We start from the raw sequence: 15870 nt of genomic DNA on the forward strand, positions 1-15870 counted from the left end.
CCACCCTTGCGGCGATGCCACGACGACGTCCGGCCGGCGGTCGCGGAAGAGTCCAAGCACGCCGCCCCAAGAGTCCAACTTGCCCTCTTGTGGCCCAGGTGGCCCACCCGCCAAGGTCCTGACCGAGGTTCACGCATGCCCCGCGCACCATCCGCTCCCCTGGAGGACCGATGAACGAGGCACCCCACCGGAACCACACACCCGGCCATGACGAGAAGGCGGGCCCCAGCCGCCGTACGGTCCTGTGGACCACCGGCGCCGCGGGCGCCGGGCTGGGCCTGGGCGGCCAGCTCACGGCAGGCGGCACCGTGGCGGCCGCACCGAAGACCGGGGCCACCGGCCCCTCCGCAGCGGCCGCGGCCCCGGAGGCCAGGAGCCGAACCATGATCGGGGTGCCGTTCGAGCGGCGCAGCACCGTACGCGTCGGCATCATCGGCCTCGGCAACCGCGGCGGCAGCATGATCGACCTGTTCCTCGCGGTGCCGGGCGTACGCGTCGTCGCCCTGTGCGACCCGGTGAAGGACAAGGTTGCCAAGGCCGCCAAGAAGGTCACCGACGCCGGCCGGCCCGCGCCCGCCGTCTACACACACGGCGACCACGATTTCGAAAACCTCTGCAAGCGCGCCGACATCGATTTCGTCTATGCCGCCACGCCGTGGGACCGGCACTTCGAGATGGCGAAGACCGCGCTGCTCAACGGCAAGCATGTGGGCGTGGAGTGCCCGCTCTCGCTGCGTCTGGAGCAGCTGTGGGAACTGGTGGATCTTTCCGAAAGAACCCGCAGGCACTGCATGCAGCTGGAGAACTGCTGTTACGGCAGGAACGAGTTGCGGGTGCTGCGAATGGCGCACGCGGGCCTGTTCGGCGAGTTACTGCACGGTGCGGGCGCCTATATCCACGATCTGCGGGGCCTGATGTTCGACCCCGCGTATTACGAGGGGCCGTGGCGCCGTCTGTGGCACACCCGGCTGCGCGGCGATCTCTACCCCAACCACGGCTTCGGCCCGGTGGCCAACTACATGGACCTCAACCGCGGTGACCGGGCCGTACGCATCTCCAGCGTCGGCACCCCCGCACGGGGCCTGGCGGCGTACCGCAAGGAGCACCTGCCGCCGAACGACCCGAGCTGGAAGGAGTCGTACATCGAGAGCGACCGGACGATCAGCCTCGTCCAGACCTCCAAGGGCCGGGTGATCCGGCTGGAGCACGATGTCTCCACCCCGCACCCCTACAGCCGCATCAACAGCCTCGCGGGCACCAAGGGCCTCTTCGAGGACTACCCCGAGCGGATCTATATCGAGCCCGACCAGAGCAATGACGCATGGGGCGATTTCGGCCAGTACGCCGAGTGGGACCACTGGCTCTGGAAGGAGCACCCCAACCCGCCCGGCGACCACGACGGCATGGACTACATGCTGGTCTTCCGGTTGATGCAGTGCATGCGGCTGGGCCTGGTACCGGATTTCGACGTGTACGACGCGGCGACCTGGTCGGCGCCCGTACCGCTGAGCGACCTCTCGATCAAGGCGAACGGCGCGCCGCAGGAGATTCCCGACTTCACCCGGGGGCTGTGGAGGAAGGCGCGGCCCGGAATGGATTCACACCAGCCGGAGGAATGAGCCCGCACACCACCGGAGGCCCACACACCAGGAGACGCGCTCACGCCAGCAAATGCATCCGGTCCCCCATCACCACCACCGGATGCCGCTTCGGGTCGAGGCTGCGCAGCAGCGTCGTCATCGCGGCCTTGGGGAGGCTGACGCAGCCGGAGGTCCCGCTGCCGTGGTCCAGGTGCAACCAGATCCCGCCACCTTGGGCCTGGCCCTGGGGCCGCGTCGGATCCAGCGGGGAGGTGCCCGTGACGCGGTTGTAGTTGATGGCGACGACATAGTCGAAGTCGTGCCGGGTGCCCTTGTCCCAGTATGACGGCGGGGTGAATTCCGCCGAGTGCGTATACGGCAGACGGGCACCCGGGTCGGCCAGCACGCCGCCCGCATCGGTCAGGGTGAACACACCGACCGGGCTGCGCTTGTCCCCCTCGTGGTGGTGCAGCGTCCAGCCGTGGCGGCCGTTGTGCGCGGCCCAGGACGCCGTGCGGTCCCAGCCCTTGGGGCCCTTCTCGTACAGCACGACGGTGGACTCGGCGGAGTCGAAGCCCTTGCCGTAGACGGCGACGATCTGCTGGGAGTCGGCCGGGATGCGCGAGCGGAGGGCGGTGCCGACCTCGGGGATCTGCTTGAGGTGCGTGGTGGCCGAGGCGCCGCGCGCCGGGCCGCCGGGGCGTTCCTTGCCCGCACCGTCGTCCTTGCCGTCCCCGGCGCCGGCACCGCCCCCGCAGCCCGCCACAAGGACCAGCCCCGCTGTAGCCACCGCCGCCGTCCGCATCGCACTGCCCGTAAGTCGCATGGGCACATCGTCGCACCGGAAGTCCGACGATCCTTCAGCACCCGCCCGTCGTGTACGCGTCCCACACGATTGGCCCGATATCCCCGTCGGCGACGGAAAACCGTTTGAAATCCGGCAGCCCGGCGCGCCAACCTTCCAGCCTCCGCCCCGCACTCCCGTGCCGGCCCCTCCCCCACGCGTTCCCGTACGTCCCGGTGCCCTGCCCGGGGCCGGACGCCCGCCCACGACCGCCTTGGACATCATGCAGATTCGCGATCTTCCGCACCCCGACCCCGGCGTGCCGGACGCCCGTACCGGCGGACGGCTCCTTTTGTGGCTCCACGGGCAACAGCTCGGCGGGCAGGCCAAGGCCCTGGTGTGGGGGCTGGTGCACACCGGTGCGGTGGCCTCGTTCCCCCTGCCGGTGGGCCTGGCCGTGCAGGCCGTGGTGGACCGCGACGGCGGCCAACTGGCCCGGTCCGGGGGCCTGATGGTGTTACTGGGGGTGCTGGTCGCCCTCGGCGATGTGATGCTGCACCGCTCGGCGGTGACCAACTGGATCACCGCCGTCGCCCGGTTGCAGCAGCTGCTCGCCCGGAAGACCACCGAGCTCGGCTCGGCCCTGACCCAACGGGTGGCGGCCGGTGAGATCGTCGCCGTCAGCACCGGTGACCTGGAGAAGATCGGCTGGTTCGTGGAGGCGGTGTCCCGCTTCGGCGCGGCGGCGCTGACCTCGGTCGGGGTCTGTGTGGCCCTGGTGGTCTATCAGCCCGCCCTCGGCATCGTGGTGGCCCTGGGCGTACCGGTTCTGGCGCTGGCCGTGCTGCCGCTGCTGCCGCCCGCCACCCGGCGCGCCGACGTCCAGCGGGAGAAGGCGGGTCGGGCCACCGAGCTGGCCTCCGACACCGTCGCCGGGCTGCGGGTGCTGCGCGGCATCGGCGGCGAGGAACTCTTCCTCGGCCGCTACCGCAGCGCCTCGCAGGACGTCCGCAGGGCCGCCGTGCGCAGCGCCCGTATGTGGTCGCTGATCTCGGCCGTACAGGTGGTGCTGCCGGGGCTGCTGCTGATCGCGGTGGTCTGGTACGGCGTCCGGCTCGTCCAGGACGGCCGGATCGCCGTCGGCGAACTGGTCACCATCTACAGCGCGGTCGCCTTTCTGCTCTATCCGCTGCGCCACTTCGAGGAGATCGCCATGGCGTACTCCTTCTCCAGACCCTCGGCGAAGCGCGCTGCGCGCGTGCTGGCGCTTTCCCGGCCGTCCGGGGGCACGGCCGGGGCCCCGGAAGCGCTCGACGGCGATCTGTACGACCCGGTCAGCGGGCTCACGGCCGCGGCCGGGCGGCTGACCGCGGTGGTCTGCGGCGACCCGGATGCCGCGGGCCGGCTCGCCGAACGCCTCGGCGGGCATCCGGCGGAGACGGACACGGGGACGGACGCAGGGACGGACGCAGGGACGGACACGGGGACGGACACGGGGACGGACACGGGGACGGACGCAGGGACGGACGCGGGGACGGACGCGGGGACACAGCCCTCCGTCCTGCTGGGCGGCACGGCCCTGGACGACGTCCCGCGCGACGCCGCCCGCGCGGCCGTCCTCGTCCAGGACAAGGACCCGGTACTGCTCTCCGGCACCCTCGGCGAACTCCTCGACGTCCCGTCCTCGGGGCTCGTGGGCACGCAGGAGGCGCTGGCCGCGGCGCAGTGCGGCGATGTGCTGGCCGCGCTGGCGCAGGCGTCCACCGATGACTCCGGCGACCCGATGCGCACCCGGATCACCGAACGCGGCCGGTCGCTGTCCGGCGGGCAGCGCCAGCGTCTGGCCCTGGCCCGGTCGCTGGTCGCCGACCCCGCCGTCCTGGTGCTGGACGAGCCGACCAGCGCCGTCGACTCCCACACCGAGGCCCGGATCGCCGACGGTCTGCGCAGGCTGCGCGGCGGCCGGACGACGGTGGTGCTCAGCTCCAGCCCCCTGCTGCTGGACCGCGCCGACCAGGTCGTCTTCCTCTCCGACGGCAAGGTCGCGGCCACCGGCGGCCATCGCGACCTGCTGCGCGGCCACCCCGCCTACCGCGCCGTTGTCACCCGCGAGACCGATGACGCCCCCGTTACCCCGGGGCTCGCCCCACCGGAAGAAACCCCCTTGCGGCTCGGCCGCTGGGACCAGATCGAGGAGACCGCATGATCGGCCTGGCGCCACCGGAGCACGATCCCGACGCCCCGCAGACCGCCACGACCCTGCCCGTCGGCTCCCCGTCGACGGTGCGTGCCTACGTGGGCGAGCTGATCCGGCGCCACCGGCGGGCCTTCGGCCTCCTGGTCGGAGTCAATGCGGCGGCGGTCATCGCCTCGATGGCCGGGCCCTATCTGCTCGGCGGGCTGGTCGAGGACCTCTCCGCGGGCCACCGCGATGTCCAACTGGGGCGCGCCATGGGGCTGTTCGCCCTCGCGCTGGTCGCCCAGACCCTGTTCGTACGGATGGTCCGGCTGCGCGGGGCGATGCTCGGCGAGCAGATGCTGGCCGATCTGCGCGAGGACTTTCTCGTACGGTCCGTGGCACTGCCGCCGGGCGTGCTGGAGCGGGCCGGGACCGGCGATCTGCTGTCCCGTATCACCACCGACATCGACCGGCTGTCGGAGGCGATGCGCGAGGCCGTACCGCAGCTGGCCATCGGCGTGGTGTGGATCGCGCTGCTGATCGGCGGGCTGACGGTGACCGCGCCGCCGCTGGCGCTGTCCGTCCTCCTCGCGCTGCCGCTCCTGATCGTCGGCTGCCGCTGGTACTTCGCCCGGGCGCCGCGCGCCTATCGTTCCGAGGCCGCCGGATACGCCGCGGTTTCGGCCGCGCTGGCAGAGACCGTGGATGCGGGGCGCACGATCGAGGCGCACCGGCTGGGCCCGCGCCGGATCGCCCAGTCGGAGCGCCGGATCCGCGAGTGGACGCAGTGGGAGCGCTACACGCTGTTCTTGCGGTCGGTGCTTTTCCCCGTGGTGAGCGTGACCCATGTGCTGCTGCTGGGCTCGGTGCTGCTGCTCGGCGGGGTGTGGGTGATGGCGGGCGATATGACGCCGGGTCAGCTGACGACCGGTGCGCTGCTGGCACAGATGATGGTCGAGCCGATCGGCATGATCCTGCGCTGGTACGACGAGCTCCAGGTGGCCCAGGTGTCCCTGGCGCGGCTGGTGGGCGTGCGGGAGATCGAGCCGCAGGCCGCGGACGGGACGGCCGCGCCCCAGGGCCGGGACGTCCGTGCCGATGCGGTGCGCTTCGGCTACCGAGAGGGCGTCGATGTGCTGCACGAGGTCTCGCTGCGGGTGCGGCCGGGCAGCAGGCTGGCCCTGGTCGGCCCGTCCGGCGCCGGGAAGTCGACGCTGGGCCGGCTGCTGGCCGGTATCTACGGGCCGCGCACGGGGAGCGTCACCCTGGGCGGCGCCGAGCTCTCGCAGATGCCCGCCGAACGGGTCCGTGCGCAGGTGGCCCTGGTCAACCAGGAACATCATGTCTTCGTCGGCTCGCTCCGCGACAATCTGCTGCTCGCCTGCACGACTGCGGAGGATGCCGAACTGTGGGCGGCGCTGGGCGCGGTGGACGCCGCGGACTGGGCGGCCGCGCTGGACGACGGCCTGGACACCGAGGTCGGCTCCGGAGGCCATCCGCTCACCCCGGCGCAGGCCCAGCAGATCGCGCTGGCGCGGCTGGTGCTCGCCGATCCGCACACCCTGGTGCTGGACGAGGCGACCTCGCTGCTGGATCCGCGCGCCGCCCGGCATCTGGAACGTTCCCTGGGCAAGGTGCTGGACGGCCGTACGGTGGTGGCCATTGCGCACCGGCTGCACACCGCCTACGACGCGGACCTGATCGCGGTGGTCGAGGAGGGCCGGATCAGCGAGCTGGGCAGCCACGACGAGCTGGTCGCGGCGGACGGCGCGTATGCGGCGCTGTGGCGGTCCTGGCACGGGTGACCGCATACGGGCGCGCCGCGGCCCTCGGACCGCGGCGCGCTGGAGGCCGGGTACGGCCTCGGGTCGCGGGCCCGCGCCGGCCCATCGGCCGGGCCCGAGGTGTCTCAGATGTAGCCGAGGGCCCCCAGGCCGCCGAGGCCGCCCAGCAGCATGAAGACCGGCATCAGCACCTTGATCTCCACCCAGCTGCCCGCCTTGAAGCGCATGCCCTTGGGCGGGCCGAGGGGGTACCAGCGCTTACGGCCGATGGGGATGGGCCACAGGACGGGGCAGCCGGAGACGGTCAGCGCGTCACCGATGTCGTGGACCAGAGCGCCGAGCACGATGGGCAGGCCCAACCAGAGGTAGCCCTGGTCCGGTTCGGTGAACAGCCAGTGCGCGCCGTTGCCCGGCTGGTCGAGGATGCCGCCCAGGATCCAGGCCGCGGCCGCGCCCAGCAGCCACACCAGCACATCGCTGGAGACCCGGGCCGCCCTCCACAGCAGGCCCTCGATGGCGAGGACCATATGCACGAAGAGGATGCCGAGCACCGCCCAGCGGCCGCCCTCCATCGCCAGCAGCGACATACCGCCGCCGACCAGAACGGCCCACACCCAGGTGTGGGTGAGCGTGCGGTGGCCGCCGTTGCGGTTCGAGTCGCCGCGCATCCTGGTCGCTTTGTAGACGGCGTGCGAGAGGGCGTCGACCACCTCGCACACGATCCGCGAGAGCGGGCCGAAGGCCCGGGAGATGGTGGCGGACTTGTGGTCGAGGTCGGGGGCCAGTGCCGCGCCGGCACAGATCAGGGCTCCGCAGACCAGCACCGGCCAGGGCATCGGATACCCGGCGGCATCGGCCGCGGCGCCCACCCCCAGCCAGGCCGCCGCCCCGGACAGCGAGTGCGCCGGTCCCATCATGGTCGTTCCCCCACCTTTGTCGTATCGGCTTGCCGTATCGGGTTGCCGTATCGGGTTGCCGTATCGGCCTGTCGTGCTCTGTTCGTCGTCCGGGCTTGTCGTCCGGGCTTGTCGTGTCGGCTCGTACGGCCGGCCCGCGTGATCTGATCGCGCCGCCGCCGCATGGCCTTTGACGCCCGGTCGGCCCGGCGGCTCAGCGTAGCGTCAGATGATCTCCGCAGGTCGCGCGGGTACGCCGGGAGCACCGCCACGACGCGGAGCGGCCGCCGCCGCACGGTTCTTCGGTACCTCACCGGGCTTGGGTACGGCGGGGCCTGGGTACGTCACCGTGCCGCGAGCACCTCGTCGAGCCAGTCGAAGACCCGCTGGTCGAACCGCGAGCGGTTCCAGGTCTCGCAGTGGCCGGCCGACCCCTCGTCAGCCGTGAAGCGGACCAGCTTCTTGGGGCAGCGCAGCGCGTCGTACAGCTCCTGGGCCTGCGCCGAGAGCGGGTCGTTCTCGGCGGACGCGACCAGGGTGGGGCAGGCGATGGCGGCCGCCGCTTCCGCGAGGTGGTAGCGGCTCATCTCCACGAGGTACTCGCCGAGCGACTCCAGTCCGTGCACCCACAGCGCCCGCTGGACGAGCTTCCAGCGCCAGATCGGATCGTCGGCGACCCCGGCGAGATAGGGATCCAGTTCCGCCGGATCGACCTTCGGCAGCCGCTCCCGCAGGTCGTCCGGCAACGGCAGCACCCTGCTGACCGCCGCCGGGTCCCACAGCCCCGGATCGGCGACCAGCGCGGCCACCCGCGGCTCGCCGCTGACCCCGCGCGGCGCCAGACAGCCCCCGAAGCTCCAGCCCATGACGGCGATACGGGCGGGGTCGGCCTGAGGCAGGGTCAGGACATGGTCGATCACCGGCCGCAGCACCGTCTCCCAGTCCGGGCGCAGCGTACGGCCGTCCTCGATCAGGGCTGCGCCCTGACCGGGGCCGTCGACCAGCAGGCAGACATGGCCGCGGCGGAGCGCGGGCACGGCGTGCGACCAGTACATCTCGTGGATGTTGGAGTCATAGCCGTTGACGCCGATGAGGACGGGCCGGGGCGTGGGGCCGCTGTCGGGCGTGCACAGATATCCGGGCAGGCTGCCGCCCTCGAAGGGGATCGCCACGGGGTGCAGGGGGTGCGGGGCGAGCTCGGCGAAGCGGTCGAAGCACCGGCGTTCATGGTCGAACGCCTCGACCAGCCGGGGGTCGACGGGCGCACCGAACAGCGGGAGGTAGGAGGCGCGGTAGTAGGTGGTCGCCCGCAGATACGCCTCGCGAGCGCTCACCCGGTGCCCCTGCTCATCGCTCTCCCGTGCCCAGGACTCCACCATGGCGGCGGTGGCCGTCCACTCCCGGTGCCATCCGGCGGCGTCTCCGGGGAGGATGCGTCCCAGGGTCTTCTCGCACTCTCCGTATTCGGCGCCCCCGCGGCTGCTCTGGGCGAGCACCCGCTCGGCGAACGACTGGAACAGCGGATCGCTGCTGAGACGAAGCACGGGCACGGCTCCTTGGCGGTGCGATACGGGACGCCTCACCCTTACCCTCGGCCACCGCCCCCGGCCGCACACCGGCCGCTATCTTCGGCGAATCCCCTCCGAACGGTCCATCGACCGGGCGCACCACCCCGCCGCGGTGCCTGTGACCTTCGGTGCCGCACCCGCCCGCGCGCCGGATATCCGCCGGGGCGCACAGCCGGCCACGGCGACGACGAAGGCGACGTAGCAGGCGAGATCGGCGCCGTGCATCGGGGCCGCCGCCGAAGGCCAGCCGCGACAGCGGCAGCGGCAGCGGCAGCCGGCCGGTGCCGGTCAGGCTGCCCCAGGTGCACGGATAAGCGGCCGGCACGGCGCCGACGACCGTGCCGAGCACCAGGGCGATCAGCGCGGTCCAGAAATGCAGTCCGAGCGAAATGCCCACGATTCCGACGATTACCCCGCTCATGGTGAGATTCGGCGCGTACCGGACCGCGAAGAGACGGCCCGGTTTTCCATAGCGGTTACTTTCCGGCACGGGCCGGATACCGTGCCGTTCGACCGCCGGATCACCGGCTCGCGCGGGCATCCGCCCCCCGCCGAACGCGGACTGGTCGAGGGGCATGACTCTCCCGGAATACGTAGGTGGCTAGCGGCCCGACCCGCCATGGCGCCGGCCGGATCCGCAGAACGGTCTTCCGCACCGGAGATCCACCCGTACCCCCCGAATTCCCAGCCCGGCGAATCCGCGGCAGACCTCACGGACGGCGCCGCGTATCCGCCTGCGCCGGGGATGTCCGGAGAAAATATCGATCGTGATATGCAATCCCATGGAATTCACTCCCCTGTCCGCCGATTTCCCCGCAATTCCAACGTAACCGCCCCCGCACGGCCCCGCGCACCCGTCGGCGCACCCCGTCCGCGAGGCCGCACGGGCGGTCACGCGATCTTCATATCTGCGGCCGGTTCCCTGATCCGGCCCCGGGCCAGGCAGTATGGGGGCGTGACCCTCATCGATCATCTGCCGAACGACGCCGACCCCGATGCCCTCTTCGAAGCCTTTTCGGGCTGGTCCGAGCAGCAGGGCATCACGCTCTACCCTGCCCAGGAGGAGGCGCTGATCGAAGTGGTCTCGGGTGCAAACGTCGTCCTGTCCACCCCCACCGGCTCCGGTAAGAGCCTGGTGGCGGCCGGCGCGCACTTCACCGCCCTCGCCAACGACCAGGTCACCTTCTATACCGCGCCCATCAAGGCGCTGGTGTCGGAGAAGTTCTTCGACCTGTGCAAGCTCTTCGGCACCGAGAACGTCGGGATGCTCACCGGGGACGCCTCGGTCAACTCCGATGCGCCGGTCATCTGCTGCACCGCCGAGGTACTCGCCTCCATCGCGCTGCGCGACGGCCGGCACGCCGACATCGGCCAGGTCGTGATGGACGAGTTCCATTTCTATGCCGAGGCGGACCGCGGCTGGGCCTGGCAGATCCCGCTGCTGGAGCTGCCGCAGGCACAGTTCGTCCTGATGTCGGCCACGCTCGGCGATGTCGCGATGTTCGAGAAGGACCTCGCCCGGCGCACCGGCCGGCCCACCTCGGTCGTACGGTCGGCGACGCGGCCCGTGCCGCTGTCGTACGAGTACCGCACCACCCCGCTGACCGAGACGCTCACCGAGCTGCTGGAGACCCGGCAGGCGCCGGTCTACATCGTGCACTTCACCCAGGCCGCGGCCGTGGAGCGGGCGCAGGCGCTGATGAGCATCAATATGTGCACGCGGGCCGAGAAGGACGAGATCGCCAAGCTGATCGGCAATTTCCGCTTCACCACCAAGTTCGGCCAGAACCTCTCGCGGTATGTGCGGCACGGCATCGGCGTCCATCACGCCGGGATGCTCCCGAAATACCGGCGGCTGGTGGAGAAGCTCGCGCAGGCGGGGCTGCTGAAGGTGATCTGTGGTACGGACACGCTGGGTGTCGGGGTGAATGTGCCGATCCGTACGGTGCTGTTCACCGCGCTGACGAAGTACGACGGCAACCGGGTGCGCACGCTGCGGGCCCGGGAGTTCCACCAGATCGCCGGGCGGGCCGGGCGGGCCGGATTCGACACCGCCGGTTTTGTCGTCGCGCAGGCTCCCGAGCATGTCGTCGAGAACGAGAAGGCGCTCGCCAAGGCCGGTGACGATCCGAAGAAGCGCCGCAAGGTGGTCCGCAAGAAGGCCCCCGAGGGCTTCGTCAACTGGGGTCAGAACACCTTCGAGAAGCTGATCGGCTCCGAGCCGGAACCGCTCACCTCCCGCTTCCGGGTCACCCACGCGATGCTGCTGTCCGTCATCGCCCGGCCCGGCAACGCCTTCGAGGCGATGCGGCGGCTGCTGGAGGACAATCACGAGCCGCGCCGCAGCCAGCTGCGGCACATCCGCCGCGCCATCGCGATCTACCGGTCGCTGGTGGACGGCGGGATCGTGGAGCGGCTGGCGGAGCCGGACGCGGAGGGCCGGATCGTCCGGCTGACCGTCGACCTCCAGCAGGACTTCGCGCTCAATCAGCCGCTGTCCACCTTCGCGCTGGCCGCCTTCGATCTGCTCGACCCCGAATCGCCGTCGTATGCGCTGGACATGGTCTCGGTCGTGGAGTCCACGCTGGACGATCCGCGGCAGATCCTCGCGGCGCAGCAGAACAAGGCCCGGGGCGAGGCGGTCGCCCAGATGAAGGCCGACGGCGTCGAGTACGAGGACCGCATGGAGCGCCTCATGGACGTCGAGTACCCCAAACCGCTCGACGAGCTGCTCTCGCACGCCTACGGCCTCTACCGCAGGAGCCACCCGTGGGTCGGCGACCATCCGCTGTCGCCGAAGTCGGTCATCCGCGATATGTACGAACGCGCCATGACCTTCAGCGAGTTCGTCTCCTTCTACGAGCTGGCCCGCACCGAGGGCATCGTGCTGCGCTACCTGGCGAGCGCGTACAAGGCCCTGGACCACACCGTGCCCGACGATCTGAAGTCCGAGGACTTCCAGGACATCATCGCCTGGCTCGGCGAGATGGTGCGGCAGGTCGACTCCAGTCTTCTGGACGAGTGGGAGAAGCTCGCCAACCCGGAGGAGGAGACGGCCGAGGAGGCCATGGAGCACGCGGACGAGGTCAAGCCCGTCACCACCAATGTGCGTGCCTTCCGGGTGCTGGTGCGCAATGCGATGTTCCGGCGGGTGGAGCTGGCGGCGCTGGACAAGGTGGAGGAGCTCGGCGCGATGGACGCCGACTCGGGCTGGGACGCCGACGCCTGGGGCGAGGCGATGGATGCCTACTGGGACGAATACGACGACCTGGGCACCGGCCCGGATGCGCGCGGGCCCAAGCTGCTGCAGATTCAGGAGGACCCGGCGCACGGGCTGTGGAAGGTGCGGCAGACTTTCGCCGACCCGAACGGTGATCACGACTGGGGCATCTCCGCGGAGGTGGACCTGGCCGCCTCCGACGAGGAGGGGCGCGCGGTGGTGCGCGTCACCGACGTGGGTCAGCTGTAGGGCGACGGCCTCGACCGAGGTCGTCGAGGGATGCGACGGAGGGCCACCGGTCATGACCAATCCCGCCGAGAAGCTGGTCGATCTGCTGAATCTTGAGCAGATCGAGATGAACATCTTCCGGGGCCGAAGTCCGCAGGAGAGCCTCCAGCGGGTCTTCGGCGGGCAGGTCGCGGGCCAGGCGCTCGTGGCGGCCGGGCGGACCACCGAGGGGGACCGCCCGGTCCACTCGCTGCACGCGTACTTTCTGCGGCCCGGCCGTCCCGGGGTGCCGATCGTGTACCAGGTCGAGCGGGTCCGTGACGGACGGTCCTTCACCACCCGCCGGGTCGTCGCCGTCCAGCAGGGACGCACGATCTTCAATCTGACCGCCTCCTTTCATCAGCCGGAACCCGGCTTCGACCATCAGTTGCCCATGCGCCGGGCGGTGCCCGACCCGGAGGAGCTGCCCACCGTCACGGACGAGGTCCGCGAGCATCTGGGCGGTCTGCCCGAGGCCCTGGAGCGGATGGCGCGCCGTCAGCCGTTCGACATCCGGTATGTCGACCGGCTGCGCTGGGCGCCGGAGGAGATCGAGGGTGCGGAGCCGCGCAGTGCGGTGTGGATGCGCGCGGTGGGGCCGTTGGGTGACGATCCGCTGGTGCACACCTGCGCGCTGACCTACGCCAGCGATATGACGCTGCTGGACGCCGTCCGCATCCCGATCGAGCCGCTGTGGGGCCCTCGGGGCTTCGACATGGCCTCGCTCGACCATGCGATGTGGTTCCACCGTCCGTTCCGCGCGGACGAGTGGTTCCTCTACGACCAGGAGTCACCCATCGCCACCGGCGGCCGGGGACTGGCCCGGGGACGGATCTACGACCGGGAGGGAAGAATGCTGGTCTCGGTCGTCCAGGAGGGCCTGTTCAGAAAACTCGGCGACTGAGGAGGCCGGACCGCGGACGGCCGCCGGGCCTCGGACGGCCGGCGGAGCGCCGACGGCCGTGCCGGGGGCCGGCGCACCCGTCCGGGGTCTTCCTTGCGGGCGGTTTCCAGGGTGCGGGAGAGATTGACGCGGTACCACATCACCTCGTCGAACTCCTCCGCCGTCAGCACCCGTTCGAAGGATTCCCGGGCGGCGGCGGTCGCCGTGATCAGCGAGGCCAGGACCGGCCTGAGCCGGCGGAGCAGCGACCGCTCCCTCGGGTCGGTGACCACTGAGGCCAATTCCTCCGGCGGGAGTACGGCGGCGATCACCGCCGCCGACTCCCAGGGGTCGTGCGTCTGCCCCATCAGCTGCGCCACCCGCCGTGCGCGCCACTTCCGGGGCCGCCAGTCCTGTCCGCCGTCGAGCACCACCCGCATCACGGCGGGGAGATTGCCTTGCAGCAACTCCGGTTCCCGGTCGGCGAATTCGGCGATCTCGGCGGCGAGATAGAGCCAGACCACCGCACCGTAGCGGTTCACATAGAACCTGACCGGGCCGAAGCAGCCGGCCCGGGTCAGCCGCAGAAAGCGCCCGGGGCCGATGCGCATCAGCTCGGCACCCTCGTTCGCCCCGACCGTACGGATGCGCTCGCGCAGCGCGTCCGGGAAGCCGGGCTGGGCCTGGAGCCGGGCGATCTCCCCGGCGGCGACCCGGCGCCGCCCGAGCGGCCCGGCGGCCCCCGGCCGGCCTTCCGTCCCGGACGGGACCGTCCGTACCTCCCCGAGCTGGGTGGCGAGCTCGAACTCGCCGCTCCTCAGCTGAAGTTCCTGGGCCGCTCGCCCCACGGCGAAGGTCTGCTGCCCGTCACACATCACTGTCATGTCGATTCCCCCGCAATACAGTCGCTTGTATCGATGACGTCGATGCCACCGACGCGTCAATCACTGACAGTCACGACTGTAGCCGCGGGCTGTGACAGCGGGTCAACCGTCACCTCAAGCCTGTGGATAACTCTCCGGCTGGCGCACCGCGACGCCGAGATGCTCGCCCACGCGATTGACCAACAGCGTCATCTCATAAGCGATCTGCCCCATATCGGCGTCGGCCCCGGCCAGGACACACAGGCAGCTGCCGTCCCCCGCCGCCGTCACGAACAGCATCCCGTCGTCGAACTCGACCATCGTCTGGCGCACCCGTCCGGCCCGGAAATGCAGCCCCGACCCCTTGGCGAGGCTGTGCAGTCCGGAGGCGACCGCCGCCAGATGTTCGGCGTCCGCCTTTTCCAGTGCCTGACTGGCTCCGGTCACCAGACCGTCGTTGGAGAGCACCATCGCGTGCCGTACTTTCTCCACCCGTTTGGTCAAGTCGTCCAGCAGCCAGTCCAGTCCGCTGCTCAGTGCCATGCCGCTTCCTCCCCGTATCCCCGTCCGCTTCCTTGACCGGACGGCAGTGCGCAGTCGGTGCGCGACTGCCGTGCCAGCCTGTCCCACCTCCGCCGTCTGGGCAAGCGGGTCGGCCGCGCGGCGTGCCTGCACGGGCCCCGTCGGCGCCACGGCGGAGGATGGCGGCATGGCACAGAAGATGACCAAGGACCAGTGGCACACGTTCCTTTCCGAAGGCACCCGGACCGGCAAGCTGGCGACCGTACGGGCCGACGGCAGCCCGCACCTGGCACCGGTGTGGTTCCTCATGGACGGCGATGAGCTGGTGTTCAACACCGGGAAGGAGACGGTCAAGGGCCGCAATCTGGCCCGGGACGGCAGAGTTGCACTGTGCGTGGACGACGAGCGGCCGCCGTTCTCCTTCGTGGTGGTGCACGGCACGGCGGAGCTCAGTGAGGATCTCGCCGCGGTGCGGCACTGGGCGGCGCGGATCGCGGCCCGCTACATGGGTGAGGACCGCGCGGAGGAGTACGGGGCCCGCAACGGCGTACCGGGCGAACTGCTCGTACGGGTGCGGATCGACAAGGCGGTGGCCGTCGCGGACCTGGCGGACTGACCTGCGCGGCGGGCGGGCGGCCCGCTACCCGGCCGAGTGCACCCGCCGGGCGGTGTGCCGCCGCCCGGCGTGCTCGACCAGGCGAATCAGCACTTCCTTCCCCGAGTCGCGGTCCCGTGCGTCGCACAGGACCACCGGCGTGCCACGGTCCAGGTCGAGGGCGCGGGCCACCTCGTCGGCGCCGTAGGACCGGTCCTGCGCAAAGCAGTTGACGGCGACCAGGAACGGGAGGGCGCGGCGCTCGAAGTAGTCCACCGCCGGGAAGCAGTCCGTCAGACGGCGGGTGTCGGCGAGCACCACGGCGCCCAGGGCGCCGTCCGACAGGTCGTCCCACAGGAACCAGAAGCGGTCCTGGCCGGGGGTGCCGAAGAGGTAGAGGGACAGGCCCTGCCGGATGGCGATGCGGCCGAAGTCCATGGCCACCGTGGTGGTGCTCTTGTCGTCCACGCCCCCGGTGCCGTCCAGCGCCTCGCCCACTTCGCTGAGCCGTTCCTCGGTGCGCAGCGGGCGGCTCTCGCTGACCGCTCCCACCAGGGTCGTCTTGCCCGCTCCGAAGCCGCCCGCGACCACGATCTTCAGGCCCAGTTCGGAGCCAGGGCCCGGCCGTACGTCCTCCCGGGCCCCTTGTACAGCGTTCATGGGACGTCTCCTCCAGGATGCGGGCAGCACGCGTCACGGGGTGTACGGATGCAGGGCTCGGCAACAGGA

The 15870-nt window shown here is 71.0% G+C and carries 12 protein-coding genes and 1 pseudogene; 6 read left to right on the forward strand and 7 right to left on the reverse strand.

Going from position 1 to position 15870, the window contains the following annotated elements; all coding sequences use genetic code 11:
• Positions 1-170: 170 nt before the first annotated feature.
• Positions 171-1619, forward strand: a complete 1449-nt coding sequence (locus tag SNA_RS14050; protein ID WP_030072917.1) for a Gfo/Idh/MocA family protein — start codon at positions 171-173, stop codon at positions 1617-1619.
• A gap of 40 nt (positions 1620-1659) precedes the next feature.
• Here the strand turns inward: SNA_RS14050 and SNA_RS14055 are convergent, their stop codons facing one another.
• Positions 1660-2406 carry a L,D-transpeptidase family protein gene (locus tag SNA_RS14055; protein WP_078969902.1) on the reverse strand — a complete coding sequence of 249 codons (747 nt, stop codon included), beginning with the start codon at positions 2404-2406 and terminating at the stop codon, positions 1660-1662.
• 241 nt (positions 2407-2647) lie between these two features.
• Between SNA_RS14055 and SNA_RS14060 the strand changes: the two genes are divergently transcribed.
• Positions 2648-4570, forward strand: coding sequence for an ABC transporter transmembrane domain-containing protein (locus SNA_RS14060; RefSeq protein WP_044365353.1), 1923 nt, complete (start codon positions 2648-2650; stop codon positions 4568-4570).
• Entirely contained in the window at positions 4567-6348 is a 1782-nt protein-coding gene (locus SNA_RS14065; RefSeq protein WP_044365280.1) for an ABC transporter ATP-binding protein, read from the forward strand. Before SNA_RS14060 ends, SNA_RS14065 begins: the two co-directional genes overlap by 4 nt.
• A gap of 104 nt (positions 6349-6452) precedes the next feature.
• Here SNA_RS14065 and SNA_RS14070 read toward each other — a convergent pair whose 3' ends face one another.
• The 3 genes and pseudogenes from SNA_RS14070 to SNA_RS43835 all read right to left on the reverse strand — a co-directional run.
• The gene (locus SNA_RS14070) at positions 6453-7244 is read right to left on the reverse strand and encodes a metal-dependent hydrolase (RefSeq protein WP_030072925.1); all 792 of its coding nucleotides are present in this window, start codon (positions 7242-7244) and stop codon (positions 6453-6455) included.
• A 323-nt stretch (positions 7245-7567) separates the two neighbouring features.
• Complete coding sequence (locus SNA_RS43830) at positions 7568-8767, reverse strand: alpha/beta hydrolase family protein (RefSeq protein ID WP_241779646.1); 1200 nt, start codon at positions 8765-8767, stop codon at positions 7568-7570.
• 316 nt (positions 8768-9083) lie between these two features.
• A pseudogene (locus tag SNA_RS43835) lies at positions 9084-9368 on the reverse strand (cytosine permease); the annotation flags it as partial.
• A 378-nt stretch (positions 9369-9746) separates the two neighbouring features.
• On the opposite strand from SNA_RS43835, the gene SNA_RS14080 reads away from it, so the two are divergent.
• Entirely contained in the window at positions 9747-12260 is a 2514-nt protein-coding gene (locus SNA_RS14080) for a DEAD/DEAH box helicase (protein WP_044365282.1), read from the forward strand.
• 52 nt (positions 12261-12312) lie between these two features.
• Entirely contained in the window at positions 12313-13182 is an 870-nt protein-coding gene (locus tag SNA_RS14085) for an acyl-CoA thioesterase (RefSeq protein WP_044365283.1), read from the forward strand.
• On the opposite strand, the gene SNA_RS14090 is transcribed toward SNA_RS14085, so the two are convergent.
• Both SNA_RS14090 and SNA_RS14095 read right to left on the reverse strand, forming a co-directional pair.
• On the reverse strand, positions 13113-14045 hold the full coding sequence (locus SNA_RS14090; protein ID WP_030071128.1) for a DUF6397 family protein: 933 nt from the start codon (positions 14043-14045) through the stop codon (positions 13113-13115). The two genes, SNA_RS14085 and SNA_RS14090, sit on opposite strands and share 70 nt — an antisense overlap.
• Before the next feature lie 114 nt (positions 14046-14159).
• Positions 14160-14567: a roadblock/LC7 domain-containing protein gene (locus SNA_RS14095; RefSeq protein ID WP_030071130.1), complete on the reverse strand. Its 408-nt coding sequence runs from the start codon at positions 14565-14567 to the stop codon at positions 14160-14162.
• Between the two features lie 166 nt (positions 14568-14733).
• On the opposite strand from SNA_RS14095, the gene SNA_RS14100 reads away from it, so the two are divergent.
• The gene (locus tag SNA_RS14100) at positions 14734-15162 is read left to right on the forward strand and encodes a PPOX class F420-dependent oxidoreductase (RefSeq protein ID WP_030071132.1); all 429 of its coding nucleotides are present in this window, start codon (positions 14734-14736) and stop codon (positions 15160-15162) included.
• A gap of 24 nt (positions 15163-15186) precedes the next feature.
• Here the strand turns inward: SNA_RS14100 and SNA_RS14105 are convergent, their stop codons facing one another.
• Positions 15187-15801 carry a GTP-binding protein gene (locus SNA_RS14105; protein ID WP_030071133.1) on the reverse strand — a complete coding sequence of 205 codons (615 nt, stop codon included), beginning with the start codon at positions 15799-15801 and terminating at the stop codon, positions 15187-15189.
• Between the last annotated feature and the right edge of the window lie 69 nt (positions 15802-15870).

Origin of the sequence: Streptomyces natalensis ATCC 27448, assembly GCF_000935125.1 — a bacterium.
GTDB lineage: Bacteria > Actinomycetota > Actinomycetes > Streptomycetales > Streptomycetaceae > Streptomyces > Streptomyces natalensis.

What these genes read in the sequence shown, in the direction of transcription:
- SNA_RS14070 (WP_030072925.1), bottom strand. Translation starts at nt 7,244, where the DNA reads ATGATGGGACCGGCGCACTCGCTGTCCGGGGCGGCGGCCTGGCTGGGG.
- SNA_RS14100 (WP_030071132.1), top strand. Translation starts at nt 14,734, where the DNA reads ATGGCACAGAAGATGACCAAGGACCAGTGGCACACGTTCCTTTCCGAA.
- SNA_RS14060 (WP_044365353.1), top strand. Translation starts at nt 2,648, where the DNA reads ATGCAGATTCGCGATCTTCCGCACCCCGACCCCGGCGTGCCGGACGCC.
- SNA_RS14105 (WP_030071133.1), bottom strand. Translation starts at nt 15,801, where the DNA reads ATGAACGCTGTACAAGGGGCCCGGGAGGACGTACGGCCGGGCCCTGGC.
- SNA_RS14090 (WP_030071128.1), bottom strand. Translation starts at nt 14,045, where the DNA reads ATGACAGTGATGTGTGACGGGCAGCAGACCTTCGCCGTGGGGCGAGCG.
- SNA_RS14055 (WP_078969902.1), bottom strand. Translation starts at nt 2,406, where the DNA reads ATGCGACTTACGGGCAGTGCGATGCGGACGGCGGCGGTGGCTACAGCG.
- SNA_RS14065 (WP_044365280.1), top strand. Translation starts at nt 4,567, where the DNA reads ATGATCGGCCTGGCGCCACCGGAGCACGATCCCGACGCCCCGCAGACC.
- SNA_RS14095 (WP_030071130.1), bottom strand. Translation starts at nt 14,567, where the DNA reads ATGGCACTGAGCAGCGGACTGGACTGGCTGCTGGACGACTTGACCAAA.
- SNA_RS14085 (WP_044365283.1), top strand. Translation starts at nt 12,313, where the DNA reads ATGACCAATCCCGCCGAGAAGCTGGTCGATCTGCTGAATCTTGAGCAG.
- SNA_RS14050 (WP_030072917.1), top strand. Translation starts at nt 171, where the DNA reads ATGAACGAGGCACCCCACCGGAACCACACACCCGGCCATGACGAGAAG.